The sequence below is a fragment of the Bacillus sp. 05T21 genome (assembly GCF_056396785.1).
Genome location: NZ_JBFTMD010000017.1, coordinates 71,346 through 90,843 on the forward strand (window position 1 = coordinate 71,346; position 19,498 = coordinate 90,843).

The 19,498-nt window shown below is 32.5% G+C and carries 12 protein-coding genes and 3 pseudogenes; 11 read left to right on the forward strand and 4 right to left on the reverse strand.

What is annotated here, in order from left to right:
• The first annotated feature begins 61 nt into the window (after positions 1-61).
• Positions 62-1,246, forward strand: a complete 1,185-nt coding sequence (locus tag AC1DKZ_RS23465) for an FtsW/RodA/SpoVE family cell cycle protein (RefSeq protein WP_033658634.1) — start codon at positions 62-64, stop codon at positions 1,244-1,246.
• 834 nt (positions 1,247-2,080) lie between these two features.
• Here AC1DKZ_RS23465 and AC1DKZ_RS23470 read toward each other — a convergent pair.
• Positions 2,081-2,810, reverse strand: a pseudogene (locus AC1DKZ_RS23470) (transposase); the annotation flags it as partial.
• Between the two features lie 178 nt (positions 2,811-2,988).
• Between AC1DKZ_RS23470 and AC1DKZ_RS23475 the strand changes: the two are divergent.
• Positions 2,989-4,188: a S1C family serine protease gene (locus AC1DKZ_RS23475; protein WP_476997164.1), complete on the forward strand. Its 1,200-nt coding sequence runs from the start codon at positions 2,989-2,991 to the stop codon at positions 4,186-4,188.
• A gap of 224 nt (positions 4,189-4,412) precedes the next feature.
• On the opposite strand, the gene AC1DKZ_RS23480 is transcribed toward AC1DKZ_RS23475, so the two are convergent.
• Together AC1DKZ_RS23480 and AC1DKZ_RS23485 are read right to left on the reverse strand one after the other, a co-directional pair.
• Entirely contained in the window at positions 4,413-5,837 is a 1,425-nt protein-coding gene (locus AC1DKZ_RS23480) for a sensor histidine kinase (protein WP_476997165.1), read from the reverse strand.
• Positions 5,830-6,495 carry a response regulator transcription factor gene (locus AC1DKZ_RS23485; RefSeq protein ID WP_002090432.1) on the reverse strand — a complete coding sequence of 222 codons (666 nt, stop codon included), beginning with the start codon at positions 6,493-6,495 and terminating at the stop codon, positions 5,830-5,832. The genes AC1DKZ_RS23480 and AC1DKZ_RS23485 overlap by 8 nt, the downstream gene beginning before the upstream one ends.
• Positions 6,496-6,663: 168 nt before the next feature.
• Here AC1DKZ_RS23485 and AC1DKZ_RS23490 point away from each other — a divergent pair, with 168 nt between their 5' ends.
• Both AC1DKZ_RS23490 and AC1DKZ_RS23495 read left to right on the forward strand, forming a co-directional pair.
• Positions 6,664-6,831, forward strand: coding sequence for a hypothetical protein (locus AC1DKZ_RS23490; RefSeq protein WP_002137419.1), 168 nt, complete (start codon positions 6,664-6,666; stop codon positions 6,829-6,831).
• Positions 6,832-8,079: 1,248 nt separating this feature from the next.
• Positions 8,080-8,355: pseudogene (locus AC1DKZ_RS23495) on the forward strand (S-layer homology domain-containing protein); the annotation flags it as partial.
• Between the two features lie 285 nt (positions 8,356-8,640).
• On the opposite strand, the gene AC1DKZ_RS23500 reads toward AC1DKZ_RS23495, so the two are convergent.
• The gene (locus AC1DKZ_RS23500) at positions 8,641-8,913 is read right to left on the reverse strand and encodes an HU family DNA-binding protein (protein WP_476997166.1); all 273 of its coding nucleotides are present in this window, start codon (positions 8,911-8,913) and stop codon (positions 8,641-8,643) included.
• A 363-nt stretch (positions 8,914-9,276) separates the two neighbouring features.
• On the opposite strand from AC1DKZ_RS23500, the pseudogene AC1DKZ_RS23505 reads away from it, so the two are divergent.
• The 7 genes and pseudogenes from AC1DKZ_RS23505 to AC1DKZ_RS23535 all read left to right on the forward strand — a co-directional run.
• Positions 9,277-9,907, forward strand: a pseudogene (locus AC1DKZ_RS23505) (IS4 family transposase); the annotation flags it as partial.
• A 145-nt stretch (positions 9,908-10,052) separates the two neighbouring features.
• Entirely contained in the window at positions 10,053-11,618 is a 1,566-nt protein-coding gene (locus tag AC1DKZ_RS23510) for an anthrax toxin lethal factor-related metalloendopeptidase (RefSeq protein WP_476997167.1), read from the forward strand.
• Between the two features lie 542 nt (positions 11,619-12,160).
• Positions 12,161-12,730: a methyltransferase gene (locus tag AC1DKZ_RS23515; RefSeq protein WP_476997168.1), complete on the forward strand. Its 570-nt coding sequence runs from the start codon at positions 12,161-12,163 to the stop codon at positions 12,728-12,730.
• Between the two features lie 478 nt (positions 12,731-13,208).
• Positions 13,209-14,624, forward strand: a complete 1,416-nt coding sequence (locus AC1DKZ_RS23520; protein WP_476997169.1) for a phosphatidylinositol-specific phospholipase C — start codon at positions 13,209-13,211, stop codon at positions 14,622-14,624.
• Positions 14,625-15,018: 394 nt separating this feature from the next.
• Positions 15,019-16,140, forward strand: a complete 1,122-nt coding sequence (gene tnpB / locus AC1DKZ_RS23525; RefSeq protein WP_476997170.1) for an IS200/IS605 family element RNA-guided endonuclease TnpB — start codon at positions 15,019-15,021, stop codon at positions 16,138-16,140.
• Between the two features lie 350 nt (positions 16,141-16,490).
• Positions 16,491-17,342, forward strand: a complete 852-nt coding sequence (gene licT, locus AC1DKZ_RS23530; RefSeq protein WP_016092548.1) for a BglG family transcription antiterminator LicT — start codon at positions 16,491-16,493, stop codon at positions 17,340-17,342.
• Positions 17,343-17,617: 275 nt separating this feature from the next.
• A complete protein-coding gene (locus AC1DKZ_RS23535) occupies positions 17,618-19,486 on the forward strand; it encodes a beta-glucoside-specific PTS transporter subunit IIABC (RefSeq protein ID WP_476997171.1) in 1,869 nt (622 codons plus the stop codon).
• The last annotated feature ends 12 nt before the right edge of the window (positions 19,487-19,498 follow it).

Genomic DNA, 19,498 nt, shown 5'->3' on the forward strand with positions numbered 1-19,498 from the left:
GTACACATGAAAAACAGGATAGTTCCTATAAAAAGTAAATATCACAATGTCTAGGGGGGAAATGGTGGGGAAAATAGTTTTTTTAAAAAAATTAGATAAGAAACTAATATTCATTTTATTCATATTATGTGTCACCAGTATTGTTGCAATATACAGTAGTCAGCAAACCGGACAATATGGTAACCAAAATTTTGCTATGAAACAAATGGTAAATTACGCCATCGGTTTTGTTTTATTATTAATTGTTGCCAGTATCGATTTAGATCAATTACAAAAATTAGCTTGGCCGATTTATATTGTGGGGTTCATCTCAATTATCATCTTAAAGGTATTACCAGTATCAAGTTTTACACCTGAAATATCAGGAGCAAAAAGATGGTTTAGATTTCCAATTATTGGTGCTACTCAGCCAGCTGAATTTTTTAAGCTTGCCTTACTTCTTCTGGTCGCAAGTTTAGTCGTAAAACATAATGCACAGCATATGGCACGGACATTTCAAACTGATTTACTTTTGATTGGTAAAATATTTTTGATAACTATTCCACCTGCGTTACTTGTATATAGTCAACCCGATACGGGAATGGTGTTCCTATATATAGCAGCCATTGCATGTATTATATTTATGTCAGGAATTCAAAAAAAGTTAATCGTACTATGTGCAGGAATTCCGATGACTGTATTGTCTGCTTTAATATTTATATACGTAAAATATCCAGATATTTTCTTCAATAAGTTAGTTACTTTATTAAAACCTCACCAACAATCGCGAATTTTAGGCTGGTTAGATCCATTTCAGCATACAGATCAGGGATATCAAACTCAACAATCAATTTTAGCTGTTGGTAGTGGAGGGGTAGAAGGAAAAGGCTTCGGTTCTGGAAATGTTTATATTCCAGAAAAACATACTGATTTCATTTTTGCCACAATTGCCGAAGAAGGCGGTTTTATAGTTGCCACTTTTATAATATGCATATTCTTCTTACTGCTTTCCCGAATACTTATAATTGGTAATTCTGCAGATAATTTATTCGGCACCTTACTATGCGCAGGAATTGTAGGCGTTCTAATGTTACAATTTTTTCAAAATGTCGGCATGATTGTGGGATTAATGCCTGTCAAAGGTATTGCACTTCCATTTTTATCATATGGCGGAAGCTCTTTATTTTCGAACATGCTAATGATGGGGCTTATTCTATCCACAAGAAAAACATACAAAGAATATATGTTTTCAGTGAATCAGCACTAAATATCAAATAAGAAGTACTTATACCTTAAACTATTCGTAGAATAACACGAGATGAATAAAAAGGTTACAGAGCTATAATTAAGTATTGTTAATAGACAGAGGGAGGAGAAAAATAAACATTCTTCTCCCTTTGTCTGTAATTAGGGTTTGCATTATCAATATATATACGTTGTAAGGAATTGCTGGAGTGAGTTTTAAGGTTACAAAGGGGTAGCATGCACATTTTAACGTTTTTATACGTTAAGAGATTCTCAAAACGTGAATTTTATTTGTTTTAAATACCCTCGTTTTTGAGAATGAATAAGTAGCTTAGAGTAGTAAAATCATCGTTTTTTTATGTCGAAATTTGCTTAGCGTATATTTTAGTTAAAATGTTGATGGTACGCCTACAAGTCCTTTTTTTGAATCATATTCATTTTGTCAAAAAGTCCTAGTCCTATTAAGACTTTTTACGTTCAAATAATGAGTTGTATTTTTTCTAAATGGACAAAAGAACTTAATGTGGTAAAATAAAATTCGGATGAGAGTCCAATACATATTATTAAAATTAAAGTGGTTATCAAGTCGGAGGAAGGCACCTTAGGGTGTCTTTTCTTTTGTATATTAATTTTCTATACTTTGTCTTATTCCCCCTTTTCGGGGGATGGGCAAAAACACGCTTATAACGAATAAGTCACTAAATATTCACTATAAGGGGTACAGCCGCATGCCCATCAACTTAAGAATGGAAACAAAATGTACTTTCATTTTGTGGGGGTAAAGCATTCCTAAAATATAAGCAAACTTTTAATCATACGCATACCAAATAAACCCTAACGGGTTTCATTTTTTTAATTATGCAACTTTCTTTTGTTTTTTACCCATTATACTCATAAACAACACCCATAATATCAAAGACAGTCTTCTTCTCATATCGATGAGATTTCCGTCCGTTCTTCTGTAGGAGGTGAAACAAGCTGATTTAGGATCTTTGTTATTTCTTGGGTGTTTTGTTGTATGGCTTGATACAACATGGATAAGTGGTCTTGAATCATTCCAATTGCTTTATATTCACTTAATTCTTGTTTCTTCTTTTGTAAAATTAATTATCGCATCTTAAACATAGTAGAAGAACATAGAAAAATAGCAATGAGTTTTCCATAAACATGGCATTCTAATCGCTCTTGTTTAATATGTTGCCAATGATGAATTTGAAATATGGATTTCCAAGTTTTAAATATGATTTCAATTTGCCAGCGGAGAGAGTAAAAACTATGGATTTGTTCCATCGGAACGATCTCCCAAGTTGTATTGGTAACATATAGGTTCATGCCAGCTAATCGTTTGCTTTTTTCCGAATAAGTAATGCCCTTTTACTTTCTGTGTACACCTGTTTTTTCATACGCTCACGAAGTTGTTTTTCTGTTAATCGATACATAATTACTCGAGTAAATAATTTTTTATCCTTTCCAATATAAGCATCTTTTATTTCATAAACCTGTCCTGGTTTTAAGGTATCCATAATGTGCTCTACCTCAACTTTGATGTACTGAGATTGTTTTTTTATTGTTCCATTTTTAGAGTAATAGTATCAGTATGTCCAAGTCTGAAAGACTTTTTTTAGATATTTTGAAGCTTTTGCAACAGAACCAGATTTACAACTCTTGATAAACTACTGATTATCTCCATGTACACTCCAGATTTAGGGCTTATAGTGAAAATATTAAGTTGGGAATATCCAGGTGACATAAAAGGAGAAAGGAGTGTTCATAATGGGACACTATGATACAAAACAAACAGGAAAGAACATAAGTAGAGACGGTAAAAAAACTGGTTATTTTTTTATTGGAATAATTGGTGCAATGATCGGGTCAATTACTATTGGCTTGACCACTCCATATATAGATGAGATCAAAGGAGGTACAGGTCAATCCGCTAAAAATAACGAGGTGAATCAGGTTACTCCTATCTCGCACAAACCAGAAGGTGTGAATAGTCTTCAAAATATGATTGAAGATGCAAAAGAAGTTGTAGTAGGCGTCATTAACTATAAACAAAATGTAGATTCATTTAATACGCAAGACCAATCAGAAGAAGCTGGTTCGGGATCAGGGGTCATATATAAAAAAAACGGCAATAAGGCTTTTATTGTTACAAATAATCATGTGATAGACGGTGCGAATAAAGTAGAAGTGAAATTGAATAACGGTAAAAAGGTTCCCGCTAAAGTAGTAGGGACAGATTCATTATTAGATTTAGCGGTATTAGAAATTGACGGAACTGATGTAAAAAGAGTCGCAACACTTGGAGACTCAGATAAAAATCGTACAGGGGAAACGGTAATAGCCATTGGGAATCCATTGGGGCTAGAAGGAAGTGTAACAAAGGGGATTATTAGTAGCAAAGAACGAGAAATACCTGTTAGTACACTTGGAAATCAACAAGTGGATTGGCAAGCACAGGTAATTCAAACAGATGCAGCTATTAATCCTGGGAATAGCGGAGGAGCTTTGTTTAATGAACAGGGTGAAGTCATTGGAATTAATTCGAGTAAAATTGCACAACAAGCAGTTGAAGGAATTGGATTTGCAATCCCGATTAATATAGCCAAAACAACCCTAGGGTTTCTTGAGAAAGATGGAACAGTTAAACGTCCAATGATGGGTGTACAGTTATTAGATGTAGAGAAAATGACAGATTCTGCACGTAATCAATTAAAATTACCAAAAGAGATATCAAATGGTGCAGTATTGGGAAATATCTCAAACCAATCACCAGCAGAAAAAGGAGGATTACAGCAGCATGATGTTGTGATTGCATTGGATGAACAAAAAATAGAAAACGTTGTTCAATTCCGCAAGTATTTATATGAAAAGAAAAAATCGGGGGATACAATTAAAGTGACAGTTTATCGCAATGGTGAAAAAATAAAAAAAATGGTGAAATTAACAGAGCAAAAGTAGTCTGATTTTGAACAGATCACTCCTGTAAATTGATTTAACTTTTTTTGATCATATACACACGAATTCAATTCTAGTTCAAACTATTTTAGGCTCATCTGGAACTGGTAAAGTCAAAACTCTTAGCTTGGTTTGTAGGTGGATACATCTAATACTGGGCAAGTATTGTATAAGGGTATTTTAAAAAGCAACAATAAACAACCTCCCCAATTGTTAGGGGAGGTTGTTTATTGTTCAGATATTGGAATACTAACAACAAATTGTACACCTTGTTCTACATTATTAATACAGTACTCTATACCTAGTGCTTCAAAAATTTGTTTTACAATATATAATCCTAAGCCACTCCCACCAGTATTTCGATTTCTTGACTTTTCAATTCGATAAAATGGTTCGAAGACATGTTGTATATCATTTTCTTTAATTTGTACACCTGTATTGATAATTTGAATTAAGATACATTTTTGTTTTGAGTCCTGAGTTAGCTGTATATATACATTCTCGCTATTCGGAGAATACATAATTGCATTATGAATAATATTTTTACAGGCTTTTTCTAAAAGAGCCCGATCTGTATAGACAGAAAGGTTAGAATCAATCTGTTTTATGATTTGAATGTCTTTTTGAGAAGCAAAAAAACTGAGATCTTTTGTGATTATATCCATTAACTCGGAGAGATTTATTTCTTTTAATTGTAGTTTAAATGTATGTTGTTCTAATTTAGACATACTTAAAATCTCACGAACTAGATCTTCCATCTTTTCGATAATTTGGTGGTTTTTCTTTAAGTATTGGTCACGATCTTGATAAGGACCAATATTATATATCATCCCCTCTAAGTATCCTTTCATAATAGTGAGAGGGGTTTTTAATTCATGTGATACAGTTGCAAAAAATTCTCTGCGTTTTCTTTCTATTTCTCTTTCTTTTTCAATATCACTTTTTAATTGCTGATTTGCTTTTTGTAAATCAAACATAGTTTGTTGTAAATTAATGGACATATCATTCAAGCTATTAGATAGTTCCCCTAATTCATCCATAGAACGAATCTCAATTTTTTCGGAAAAGTCTAAGTCCGCCATTTTTTGTGCCCCTCGATTAATATAAATGAGTGGCTTTGTAATGAACCTTGAAAATAAATAAGCACTTCCTATCCCAATAACAACTACAATAATACTGATATAGGGAAGGAAACGTACCAAAACTTTGGAAGCCTCATCAATAGGTTGAAATGTTGCGTATACTATGACGGTTTGGTTACCATCCTGAAATGGAATATCATATGATTTGTTCAGGCTATTGGAACTCCCTATTCGTGCTGCTTGAGTAACACTTCCTTGAATAAATGTATAAGGAGTAGAATAAACGTTTACTCTTTCGTAATCTGGAAATCTGAGTATTGCATTATTTTTTTGCATATACTCCTCAAAAAGCGGTTGTGCATTTTGAAAAGTAAGATTCTTAGATTTATCAATTATTTCTTCCATTCCGTTTTCAAGCTGCTCTGTTTTATATTGTTCATAAAATGTAGGAAGAAAAAAGTATAAAGTTAAATAAATCATGACTGCAAAGGCTAACAAAATGAGGGATGTAGTCATAAAAAGTTTATAAGTAATTCGCTTCATTTTCATGATTTTTACGATCCTATTCATCGATTTTATAACCAATGCCTTTTATTGTTTTAATGTATGGGATATCTAATTTTTTTCGTATGTTTTTCATATGTGTATCAATTATTCGTGATTCTCCAATATAATCGTATCCCCAAACTTTTTCTACGATGCTTTCTCTTGGGAGTACTCTTTTCTCATTTTGAAGTAGTAGTTGCAGAATTTCGAATTCTTTCGTTGTTAAGGAGATTTCAACTTCATTTACATATACTTTATAGGCGTCGACATCGACACGCAATTCTTTAAAGACGAAATGATTATCTAAGCTTTTATCATTGCTTCTTCTTAGTACTGCTTCGACTCGTCTAATCAAAACATGAAAAGAGAATGGTTTTGTAATATAATCATCGATTCCAAGATCAAATCCTTTCATTTGATCTTGTTCTTCTTCTAACGCAGTCAGCATAATAACTGGCACATTTGATTGACTTCGAATCATTTTCGCAACTTCAAATCCGTTAAGGTTTGGCATCATCACATCCAAAAGAATCAAATCAAAGGATTGCTTATTAAATTGTATCATTCCTTCTAATCCATCTGATGCAACTTCAACTGTATACTGTTGTGTCAATAAAAATTGTTTAATTAATTCCTGAATTTCTTGGTCGTCTTCTATTACAAGAATATGATGGTTGATCATTATATCACCTCTAGTAGCCATTATAACTTTACTATCTGGAGTTTGTATGGAGAATTACTAGAAAAGAATATAAAGACTTCACAGGAAAACTATATATATTTCAAATCAGCTCCAGATTTAAGAGATATTATGTATACATAACACTTAAGAAAGAAGGAGGTAAGCAAAATGTCACTTGAAACAGACATAATTCTTTCTTTATTAGATATAAAATTGTGGATGATCCATCATTCGGAACATAGTCTTATAAAAATAAAGAAACAAAAAGTTAAATTATCACCGTATCTATATAAGTACGCAAGTGTAAATAAAAGAAACCTATATAAACCGAGTTAACAAAAATCCAGAAATTAGTTCCTTATCTCTATCAGATGTTAGTTAAACGTTAAAATACTTTTCAAGAGGAATGAAGCCAGAGTAAGAACAGATATCGTTTTTGTAAGATGGATAACTAAATTCAAATGGGTAAAGAAACTTTTGAAAGGTTAAAGAGGCATGTTAAGAATAAATAGAATCGCATGAAACAATTTTTTATAAAAAAGGACGATAATACTTGAATGAAGCTGAGGAGATAAAGATTCAACACCAATGATTAAAATAAAAAAGAACCTTCAGTAGGTTCTTTTTTTTAGTTGGTAAATATGTAATCAACAATAGATAGTAATTTAGATGCTTTTTATTAATTGGCTCAGTTTTCTTAGGGAAGAAATCATTTTCTCATGACTTATTACTAGATATAACCAGACATTTCATTTATTAATTTGGGTGGGTGATTTAGTTTTTTGGGTTTTCCACGCTAAAATGTAAATTTTGTTTAGGGACAAAATGTTAAAGATGTAAATTCTGAATTAACAGAAAAATTAGGTGGTAAAAATCCCATTGAATATTTTAACATGTAGTTCATTTTTCTTTGGCCATATTTTCATGTTGTTACCGAACGTTTATATGTGTCTAATGGAAAGAAATATCTTAAGTTTGTTACTATCTATTGTTTGATTAAGATGGTAACACGAAAATAAAGCGTTTACAATAAAAAATAAAGAAAAAATATAAAAATACGACTTTTTTCGACAAAATGATTGAGAGAGAAAAAATCTAAATTAAGTAAATCTTATATGTAGAGAGGTTCTTTATCTCATAAATAACAGTTATAACATATGTAAATGTTCTATAAGTAATTAAAACGTCGAATATAAAATTATATTGTGACAATTATAAACAAAACATACTTAATAATTCATACTTAGACTAACAAATCAATTCATAATAAGTTAAATACGCTATATTTAATAGATTGCAATATGGAATATTTAACTATAATATTCCATATTGTATATAATTATAAATCATTTAACATATTAGTTGCGGGGAATTTTGACATAAGATATTTTAAATATTAAGCACAGGAACATTTTAAAGAAAAAGAGCTATTTTAAAATGTACCCTAAAAACGTTTTTCCTAAAAAGTAGTAAGAATTTTTGAATTGTTTCTGTGCCTAATTAGATGAAAATAATATAATAAATTGTTTAAAAAAGATGAAAATAAGTTACTTTTACGGAGAAATATCCACCCCACACCATTAGAATTATGAATTAGGAACAGAAAAAATAAAATAGGATGAAGAGGGGCAACCCAAACGTCAAGATAATCCACTTTGGGATGTAATAAAAAATGATTTGCAAATCGATGCAGGAGTAAATAGAACTACATTTAAGGATGTCCCACAAGAACACTGGGCATTTCATGCAATTCATGATTTAGCGAGTAAAGGAATTATTGCAGGTTATGGAAATGGGATATTTGGTATGGGTGATAATGTAACACGTGAACAGTATGCACAGTTTTTATATAATGTAATTTCAAATGCGCAATCCCATCAATAAAAAGAAAATGAAGTTGAGAGGTTTATTATATCATCATTATAAGGGCGTATTACTGCTCGTAAAAATTTAATTGGTGATACCCCACATCAACTTAAAAACTTTATAACGCCCCTAAAACAAAAAATTGTACATTTTCATCTGGACATGTCAATTTTCTCGTTTGGGGGTATTTGCTTTTCTTAGCTTGATAGCGATGTGGTGAGACCCCTACTAAAAAAAAGGATCTGATATTCATATCAGATCCTTTTTCACTATGTATAATTATTTCACTGCTACTTTTAATTCTTTTCCGGCTTTAAAAGCAGGGGCTTTAGATGCAGCGATTTGCATTGCTTCACCTGTTTGTGGATTACGTCCTGTACGTGCAGATCTTTCACGCACTTCAAATGTACCAAAACCAAGAATCTGTACTTTCTCTTCATTTGCAAGCGTATTTGTTATAGCATCTAATACAGCTTGTGTTGCTGCAGCTGCATCTTTTTGTGTAAGTGCTGCTTTTTCTGCTACCATTTTTATTAATTCGGTTTTATTCATTTTTTGCACCTCTTTGCATGTAATAAGAAATTATTATAACGTACCTACGTTTCTCATGTAAATAAAGATATATAGAAAAATCCCTAGCAAGAGCTAGGGGAAATTCTGTGTGATAGTAGTACCAAGGAAAAGGATTTCATCACATAACTGGTATTTCGACATCTCAATTAAACAATATAAAGTGATGTTTTAATTATAATTTTGTTAATGCTTTCTCATTTTCGTTATGGGGGTATTTAAGAATCTTATCTTGATAGCAATGGGGTGCTACCCTATCGCTATCAAGATAACAAGACAAAATCCCCCTAAAATGAAAAAGACGTTATTCTTTCTGAGAAATCATAGGAAAGGATGGCAGTTTTTATGTCTATTTCTGTATCCAATGAATTACCACTATTTGCTCAAGAGATTCAAAGTTTTTTATCTCCAAATACCTTACGGGATCTTGCTAGAGATGTTGGTTTTGTACAACGAACCAGTAAGTACCAAGCAAAAGATTTAGTCACTTTATGTGTATGGGTGAGCCAAAATACAGCTATGACTTCTTTAACTCAGTTATCTAGTTGTTTAGAAGCATCAACCGAAGCACTCATCAAGTCCTGAGGGACTGAATCAACGGTTTAATAAGGCGGCCGTCCTACTTTTACAACACCTACTAGCCGAACTACTAAGCAAAAAATTGGCCGCATCTATGCCGATTTCTTCTCCATGCACTTCTGTTTTTAAGCATATTCGTATTTTAGATTCAACTGCATTTCAATTCCCGGATGTATTTTCATCAGTTTATCCAGGTGCAGGAGGATGCAGCCATACAGCTGGGATAACAAATCAACTTGAGAATGATTTGTTAAGTGGAGAGTTCCTACATATTCATACAGACTCAGGTAAACAACATGATCGCACTTACGGCTCTCTGTGTGTCCCAACTGTAATAGCAAATGAATTATGTTGTTTTCATTTAAAAGACCTTCAATACATACAATATAAAGAGGCAAACCAGTATGGAAAATAAAATTAACCCAGAATTATTGGAATCATGAAATGAGGCTTTTAAAAGGAATGCTTATTTCTTCAATCACTATCAATTTTGTTTTTGAAATATCCCTATTTATTAAAAATCATATAACAGGAGGATTTATATGAAAAAAAATACAATTTTGATATTATTGATATTTATTTTTTCTATTTCCCTTACAAACCATCCCCTTGCAGCCGAAACTTTAAATAAACTTGAGTTTATAAAAGAACAACAGACTAAAAATGAAAATCTTATTCATATTGATATAAGAGGAAATAATGTGGAAGAATATCAAGAGGCACAACATATGGTTGATAGAATAAAAAAAATAAAAAGCGGCATACTTGATAAATTAGTGGCAGACGGAACATATGTAAAACTTGTTAATTATCCTATCACTGAGTCTGACGAGTACAGGGAGCTAAAGGGATTAATTCCACGAGGATGGGAAGGACAAACCAATGCCGAAGGAAAACAATTGACCTGGGATGATGTACCAGGTGTGGGATCTGATATTGGTGGAAAACCTGTAATGGCTAGAATAGGTTTTAGTGAAAGAGGAAAGGGGCATGGTTCCATTAATTTAGAGCTTCATGAAATAGCGCATGCAATTGATCGAGTGGCTTTTTTAAATATAAGTCATACTGATTTGTTTGATATTCCTTTTAGTCAAGAGAGACAGAAGTTTTTCCCGGGTAAATATTACGAAAATAAGGAAGAATATTTTGCGGAATGTTTTACATATTATTATTTTAGCGAATCATCCAAGCAAGAGCTAAAAGATAAGGCTCCATTGACTTATAGATGCATAGATTTATTAATTAAAAAAGTTCAAGGGGATTCCAATTCAACAGAACCTATTAATGAACTATTAGACGGAAATCAATTTGCTTGGTCCTTAAAAGGATATAGTGATCGAGAATTCGCAAAAGTAGATTATAACAAGAAGGCAGAAGAGATGAAGATAAAATTGGAAGCTGGCATACCACATTCCTACTTTAACAGTACGTATGCAAGTATTAAAGTCCAGGACTCATCGGGTATTGTTGTGTACAATAAAAAAATCGTGGGTAATAGACAACAAAATGTTGGAACTCAAACAGTTCCCGTAAAAGTGGGGGATTACATTGAATTTACTCATATAGAAGGAGACGCACAAAAGGAAAAGACACGAGCTACTTTAACCAATCTTGAAAATAACAAAAATGAAACAATTGGAAAGACAGCAAGGTATCAGGTTACAAAAGAAGGTCTGAAAAAAGTAGAAAAAATGCCAGAAACAACGGTTTTAGACGGAAATCAATTTGGTTGGACTTTAAAAGGTTATAGTGATAGAGAAATCGCAAAAGTAGATTATAATAGGGAAACAGAGAAAATGCAGGTGAAGTTAGAAGCAGGTGTACCACATTCTTACTTTAATAATACGTATGCAAGTATTAAAGTACAGAATTCATCTGGTAGTGTTGTGTACAATAAGGAAATCATGGGAAATAGAAAACAAACTGCTGAAAGCCAAACCGTGCCCGTAAAAGTGGGAGATTACATTGAGTTTACCCATATAGAAGGGGAAGCAGTAAAGGAAAAGACACGCGCTACACTAACTAACCTTGAGAATAGTAAACAGGAATATATAGGTAAGAAAAGAACCTATCAAGTTACTTCTACGGGATTGAGCAAAATAGATTAATATGAAGAACCTTCGAATTATTAGTAAGATGCTAAATAGTCGTTCATAATGAACGACTATTTAGCTTTTATTTAAAGAGAAGTGGAATGAAAATACTCTCTTGTTTATATATACTCTTATTTTCATCAACTACTATATTTTTTAATGTAACTTGTAAACTCTCTCATCTTTTATCTATTAAGAAAGTTTGTAACAGAACCTAAAAATATATATGAAAATCTGTGTTAATTTATTAATTTTAATATGATTTTTCGCTTCAATTATAGTATTAGCAATATGATTTTACTATGTTTATAGAGTATATATAAAGATTTAAGATGATAAACTATCTTATAAAAGGCTATTATCCAATCATTTATCTGAAAATTGAGAAAATATGTGTAAATAGATATTATTGTAAATACATATATAATTCATTTTAATTTTCTGACATTAATCATCGGCATTCTTATAATAATCTTTGGTGTATATTGTGATAAATAAAATGTACGGTGTCAGTATTTAAAAGGTTATATATCATAACTTTAAGGGGGAAGAAAACTATGAAAATGAAGAGTAAGATGATCATGACAACAGCGCTTGCAGCTACTTTAGCTACAGGTGCATTACCTACTACATCGGTATTTGCTGCAGAAAAAGAAGCACCTATTCAACAAAAAGAGTCACAAATTAGTATTCAACCGCTTGCACAGAATAATTTGGAAACAGCTGTTAATGCTGCTTTACATGGTCCCGAAGTCAAAAAAATCAAAGTATTCGAGCACGAATTTAATGTAAAACCAATTGAAGTTGTAAATTTAGCTGGCGGTAAAAAGTATGTTAAGGGACAAATTTCTCATCATTTAAGTTTTCGTCCAGATGATCAATTTTATTATGAGTTTACAGTACAAGATGGAAAGGTGATAGATAAGCCTGTGTTTAATATTGATAGGGGTGGTTTTACACCATTTGTGGCTCCGCTTTTATCAATTCTTGCTGCGTATAATGGAATCCCAGTTAATCCAAACGATTTAAACTCCCTTGGTCAACAAATCGGAAAAGTTATAGATGGAAGCTGGGAACAAGCAGCACAATCTATTGCCACTGTAGTTAGTTTAACTTTTAATGAGTAGGAATTGAAGGGGAAATAAGATTTTGTTTACTTTTGCAGAAGCCCATTTTTCGTAAGTATCCTTGTTATAAAAACTTTTAAATAAATATAAACCAAGTATTAACACACCTGTTATATTTTCTTAATTTGTTAACCATCTTGTCTATCATTATATGTCACAAAATAGGAGTCTTGTTTAAGACTTCTGTTTTGTTTGTATAAAAAATGAGTGGCTTCGATTCTTTTTAAGATCCGTGAAGTATGATGAAGAACGGTGTCTTTACATGTCTATGGTTCGGCTCTATGAAATTTGTATATGCATGAATCTGATGGTTGTTGGATGAACCGCCATGGCCCTTCAAAATTTGAAGTAACAGACCGCTATCAAAAAATATTTTTAAGCAGAAAATCTCATTATTCTGGGAAAAGAAGCAATGTATATTGTAAAAAAACGCACCTTATTTTATGAGACTAAACTATTAAAAATTAGGAGAGATATAATGAAGAAAATAAAAATGAAAAACATCTTAAAAAGTGGAATCCTTACTTGTTTTACACTTGCAAGTTTATGTACGACTTCTACAGTATTTGCTGATAGTCATCCAGGTTATTCCTATGAATCCAATATAGGCTATCAAAATCCAACATGGATGTCAAAACTAGAAGATACAAAAAGAATAAGCGAAGTATCTATCCCGGGGACTCATGGTTCAATGGCTTTACATGGGGCAAGTTTTATTGATGAAAATTTGACAAGAAATCAAACAATGACCCTATCTCAACAATTCAATGCAGGAATTCGTTATGTAGACATGCGTGTTAAACGTGTAAAAGATTCTTTTGCGATGCACCATGGAATTGTAAATCAAAAAGCAATGTTTGAAGATGTATTAAAAGAGACAATTCAATTTCTAAGAGATAATCCTAAAGAAACTATTTTAATGCGTTTAAAGGAAGATACTGATCCTGAAAGTGGCTCGCTATCATTCGAGGAAATATTTAAAAATTATAAAGACCGTAATGCTTCCTATTTTTGGGATCCGAATTCCGTACCATCCTCAGAAAAAAATAATCCTAAGTTAGGAGATGTTCGAGGGAAAATTGTAATATTACAAAATTTCTCGGCATCTCAAGAATATGGTATTAATTATGAATCTTTGAATACCCAAGATAAGTTTGAAGTTGGCACTGGACCAGACGGAATGTATGAAAAATGGAATGCGGTGAAAACCCATCTTCTAAATGCAAATAATAACTTTAACAATGGTAAGATCTATCTCAACCATTTTAGTGGCACGGGGGGTGCAGCAGCATTATTGAATAATTGTTATCCTTGGTTTGTTGCAAGTGGAAAAGAGAGCAGAAATACTAATAGTAATCCAAAACTGATTCAAAAAAATGTAACAAATGAATGGAGGGATTTCCCTCGTGATATAAATGGACAAGTATTTTATGGGGGAATGAATACACTTGGAACTGATTTCATACAACAAGGTGGTATTAAGCATTCTGGTATTATTGCTGCTGATTTTCCTGGACCAGGTTTAATAGATAGTATTATCAGATTAAATGGGATAGACTCAAGTGAAAAAGAAATATTAATTTCCCAAATTTCTTCTGAATCTAAGCCATTATCTGGACAAAAAAATCGATCAAGTCAAAACTTTAGCATTAATAATTTACCCACAGGAACAAAGGGATTAAAATGGGTTATCGAGCCTACAGAAAAAGATAATGCTTCTACTATTTCCTTCAATGTTATGATTGATGTTTCTCTGGGGACGGATTCTGTTCGTTGGGGAAACATTTCGAATGGATCTAGGACTGAAGCATATACAAATTCTAAATACTATATTGCAAACCCAAGTGGCGCAACAAACAAATTTACAGTGAAAATATACGCTATTACAAATTAAGGCATTAGTGTAAAGTTTCTTCATAAGGATAAGGTTCTATTCTTATCTCTTTTTTAAACGAACAGACTATGCTAATTGAACTGTTCGTTTTCTTATGATAACAAAAAAGAGCGTCAATACTTAAAATCCTCACGGACTGTTTGAAGTGGTGAGTAGTTCAAATCAATGCATAGTAGAGGATTGCGAGCTATGATTCGTATTCAATTTATCATTTTAGCCAAGAAGACTCCTTCCTCAAGGAACGCGAAGTGAGTAGGTGGGAGATGAATTGGCTTCGGACAAGGGATGGCAGGAAGCCATCTTAATTGTTCGACATACATAAACTGTTACTTCACTACCTATCGAATGTATGTTTGTTGTATAATAGAAACATACCGAAATGGAGGTGAAATGAATGATGATTAATAAAGCATATAAATTTCGTATCTATCCAAATAAAGCACAAGCAACCCTAATCAATAAAACGATTGGCTGTTCTCGTTTTGTATTCAATCATTTCCTATCTCTATGGGATAATGCATACAAAGAAACAGGGAAAGGTTTGACATATGGTACATGCTCTGCCAAACTCCCTGCCATGAAGAAAGAGTTTGTTTGGCTAAAAGAAGTGGATAGTATCGCGATTCAGTCGTCTGTTCGCAACCTTGCGGATGCTTATACACGCCTTTTCAAAAAACAAAACAATGCCCCGCGTTTCAAATCTAAGAAGAACAACGTACAATCTTATACCACAAAACAAACAAATGAAAACATTGCCGTTGTAGGAAACAAAATAAAATTGCCAAAACTAGGTCTTGTTCGATTTGCCAAAAGTCGTGAAGTAACAGGACGTATTTTAAATGCTACAGTTAGACGGAACCCTTCTGGCAGATACTTTGTGTCATTGTTAGTTGAAACAGAAGTGCAAAAACTTCCGAAAACAAACTCTTACATTGGAATGGATGTGGGACTAAAAGATTTCGCCATTTTGTCAGATGGAACAACCTATAAAAATCCGAAGTTTTTTCAATCGTTAGAAGAGAAGTTGGTAAAAGCACAGCGTGTTCTTTCTAGAAGAATGAAAGGATCTTCTCGCTGGAATAAACAACGAGTAAAGGTAGCTAAAATTCATGAATACATGGCAAATGCTAGAAAAGATTACTTGGACAAAATCTCAACTGAAATCATCAAAAACCACGATGTTATCGGTATAGAAGATTTGCAAGTATCTAATATGTTAAAGAATCATAAGTTAGCAAAAGCGATTAGTGAGGTATCATGGTCACAGTTTCGAACCATGTTGGAATATAAAGCGAAATGGTACGGCAAACAAATCATTGTCGTATCGAAAACATTTGCTTCAAGCCAATTATGTTCTTGTTGTGGATATCAAAACAAAGACGTTAAAAATCTAAACCTACGCAAATGGGATTGCCCTTCTTGTCATACACATCATGATAGAGATATTAACGCAAGTATCAATTTAAAGAATGAAGCGATAAGGCTTCTAACCGCAAGGACTGTGGAGATAGCCTAATAAATTAGAGTTCGATAGAACTCTTTACTTAGGAATCCCCCCTTCTAAAGAAAGTGAAAGTGGGGGTAGTTCAAGCTACCAACCTTATGGTCAACATGTACTTTTAAATCGGTTAAAAAAGAGGAAATAATATGTAATTATAAAAACCTATTGAAAACGCTAACACTGTTGGCTATAATCAGGGTATAAAACTTCAAATGGATTGTGACTGTTCGGCAGGCAAAACCTAAATTATGGTGAAACCAGATTTTGAAATACTGGATTCTAATTAATTTAGGTTTTTTTATACTCTAAAGTATATAGCTGCTGCTGAGCAATCAATATCTAAAAACCTAATAAGGTGATGATATATGCTCATAAAAAAAGTTTTCAATAATAATGTTGCTTTGGTAAAACGTACTGGAACAGAAATGATTGTCATGGGTAAAGGAATTGCTTTTCAAAAAAAAGTAGGTGAATATATTGATGAATCCATAGTGGATAAAGTATTTGTGCTAGAGAAGGAAAGTCAAGTATCGAATAAATTATTACAATTAATTAATGAGATTCCTACGGAACACTTCGAGCTTACTACCCAAATTGTGGAATATATAAAGAAACAAATTTCTAACTCAATTAGTGATAATATTTATCTTACCTTAACTGATCATATTAACTTCGCAATTAATCGATTTCAACAAGGTCAAATTATTAAGAATCCTTTATTTTGGGAAATAAAAAAGTTTTATCCAGAAGAGTATAATGTTAGTTTAACAGCTCTTACAATAATTAAAGAGCATACTGGATTTGAACTACCAGAAGAAGAAGCAGGTTCTATTGCCTTACATGTAATTAATGCACAACAAGATAATATAGTAATGGAAGAAACCATTATGGTAACAAAAATAGTAGGAGAAATTTTAAAAATTGTAAACTACCATTTTGGAATCAAATTAGATGAAAAATCACTGAACTATAATCGTTTTGTGACACATTTAAGGTATTTTGCTTATCGTCTCTCTCGTAATGAACAAATAGTAGAAGAAGATAGCTTATTATTTCAACAAGTTAAGGAAAGTTATCCGGAAGCTTATGGTTGTGCAAAGAAGATAATGGCGCTTTTAAAATCTAACTACAATCAAAAGCTTACAAAAAATGAGATTACTTATTTTGTTATTCATATAAACCGTGTTACTCAAAGAAAACTAAATCAAAATGATTAATTTACAGGATTGTGACTGTTTGGCAGGCAAAACCTGAGTTGAAGCTTATGTATATGCATAGTTTCAACTCAGGTTTTTTATATTTCTGATGCTACATTTTATAGCATTGATCCTTATCTAATCAAAAGCTAAGAAATTCTCTTAGAAGAAACCTTTTGTTTCTCCAATTTCCTCTTTTGGTGTCCAAGGGGTTAAGAGTTTGAGTACAAATCTCTAAGGAAATTCAGGCTATCTTGATATATATAATAATTTTCAATAATAAAGGAGTGTGTAGAATGAAATATGAAAAATTATCAAAAAAGATTATACAAGGAATTGGAGGAAAGGAGAATGTCAAAAGCGTTGTCCATTGTGCTACGCGTCTTCGCTTCCAACTAAATAATAAAACGCTTTTAGACAAAGAAAAGTTAGAACATTTAGAAGGGATACTTAGTGTTGTTGAGAGTACAGGACAAATTCAAATTGTAATTGGTTCAAATGTTGCAGATGTGTACAATGATTTAGTTCAAGTAGGAAACTTTAATAGTGGATCTGCTCAATCAAATAATCAACCTAAAGAAAAGGTAAAGCTCACAGCAATGATTTTCGAATTAATCTCTGGTACGTTTACACCACTCTTAGCACCACTTGCTGGAGCTGGGATGTTAAAGGCGATATTAGCAGTATTAGTTATGTTTGATGTTCTTTCTGAAAAAAGTGGTACGTATGGAATCCTAGCAGCAGCAGGAAATGCTATTTTATACTTTTTACCTGTTATGATTGGTATTACTCTTGCTATTAAACTTGGTGCTAATGGATATATGGGGGGAATTATTGGAGCTTCATTATTAGAACCGAATTTTACTAGTCTAATGAGCAATGGAGATACAACTTCATTCTTGGGAATTCCGGTCTTATTAATGGATTATTCTTCAAGTATCGTTCCATCCTTTATTGCTGTACTTATTTATGCACAATTGGAGAAGTTCCTAAAAAAAGTTATCCATAAGGATTTACAATTATTTCTTTCTCCAATGATTTCATTGATTATTATAGTTCCATTAACAGTACTAGCGTTTGGACCTTTCGGAATTTATGTAGGAAAAATGATTACCTCTAGTATTAACTTTTTAAGTGAACACAGTGGATTACTGACTGGTGCAGTGATTGGAGGTACAATGATTATTTTAGTAGTCTTTGGACTTCATTGGGCACTCATTCCAATGAGTATCGAAAACTTAACGAATGGTGGAGATCCAATAGATCCAATGTGGGCAGCAAGTACATTTGCACAAATGGGAATCGCTTTAGGAATTTTCCTGAAAACGAAAGACAAAAAACTAAAATCTCTAGCAGGATCTACTACAATTACTGGTTTACTTTCTGGTGTAACAGAACCAATTATTTATGGCTTAATTTTAACTCATAAGCGTACCCTAGCTTATGTCATTATTGTTGGTGCTATCGGAGGCGCATTTATTGGGTCATTTAAAGCCGAAGCAAAAGCGTTTATGCTGCATAGTATTTTTACACTAGGCGGTTCTACCACTCCATGGTTACCTTACTTTTTTATGATCTTACTTACAGTTGGTGGAACTACACTGCTTACTTATTTCTTTGGATATGAAGATAAACCTTCAAAACAGAAGGGAAAGGTAGAAGTGGAGCCTAAGCAGCTGAGTAATCCTAATAACACAAAAAAAGTATTAAACAAACAGATAATTAACAGTCCATTATCTGGACAAGTCATCCCATTATCAAAAGTAAGCGATCAAGTATTTTCATCCGAAGCAATGGGTAAAGGTATAGCCATTAATCCTAATAAGGGTGAGGTGATTTCCCCAGTAAACGGGACTGTGACTACTATGTTTCCAACTGGACATGCAGTAGGAATTACCTCAGATGATGGAATCGAGATTTTAATTCATGTAGGAATTGATACAGTTCAATTAAATGGAAAGTATTACACTAAGCTTGTAGAAACAGGAGATTCAGTATCGATGGGGCAATCTTTAATTCAATTTGAAATCGATAAAATTAAAGAAGCTGGATATGAAACAACGACACCTATTATTGTGACAAATAGCAATCAATTTCTAGATATTATTCACACGACGAATCAATCCGTCTCAACTAATGCAAATTTATTAACAATAGTAAAATAGGGGGTATTAAAT

Excerpts from the sequence above, each read along its gene's own strand:
- AC1DKZ_RS23465 (WP_033658634.1), top strand. The coding sequence starts at position 62 with ATGGTGGGGAAAATAGTTTTTTTAAAAAAATTAGATAAGAAACTAATA.
- AC1DKZ_RS23480 (WP_476997165.1), bottom strand. The coding sequence starts at position 5,837 with ATGAATAGGATCGTAAAAATCATGAAAATGAAGCGAATTACTTATAAA.
- AC1DKZ_RS23485 (WP_002090432.1), bottom strand. The coding sequence starts at position 6,495 with ATGATCAACCATCATATTCTTGTAATAGAAGACGACCAAGAAATTCAG.
- AC1DKZ_RS23490 (WP_002137419.1), top strand. The coding sequence starts at position 6,664 with ATGTCACTTGAAACAGACATAATTCTTTCTTTATTAGATATAAAATTG.
- AC1DKZ_RS23500 (WP_476997166.1), bottom strand. The coding sequence starts at position 8,913 with ATGAATAAAACCGAATTAATAAAAATGGTAGCAGAAAAAGCAGCACTT.
- AC1DKZ_RS23510 (WP_476997167.1), top strand. The coding sequence starts at position 10,053 with ATGAAAAAAAATACAATTTTGATATTATTGATATTTATTTTTTCTATT.
- AC1DKZ_RS23515 (WP_476997168.1), top strand. The coding sequence starts at position 12,161 with ATGAAAATGAAGAGTAAGATGATCATGACAACAGCGCTTGCAGCTACT.
- AC1DKZ_RS23520 (WP_476997169.1), top strand. The coding sequence starts at position 13,209 with ATGAAGAAAATAAAAATGAAAAACATCTTAAAAAGTGGAATCCTTACT.
- tnpB (WP_476997170.1), top strand. The coding sequence starts at position 15,019 with ATGATGATTAATAAAGCATATAAATTTCGTATCTATCCAAATAAAGCA.
- licT (WP_016092548.1), top strand. The coding sequence starts at position 16,491 with ATGCTCATAAAAAAAGTTTTCAATAATAATGTTGCTTTGGTAAAACGT.
- AC1DKZ_RS23535 (WP_476997171.1), top strand. The coding sequence starts at position 17,618 with ATGAAATATGAAAAATTATCAAAAAAGATTATACAAGGAATTGGAGGA.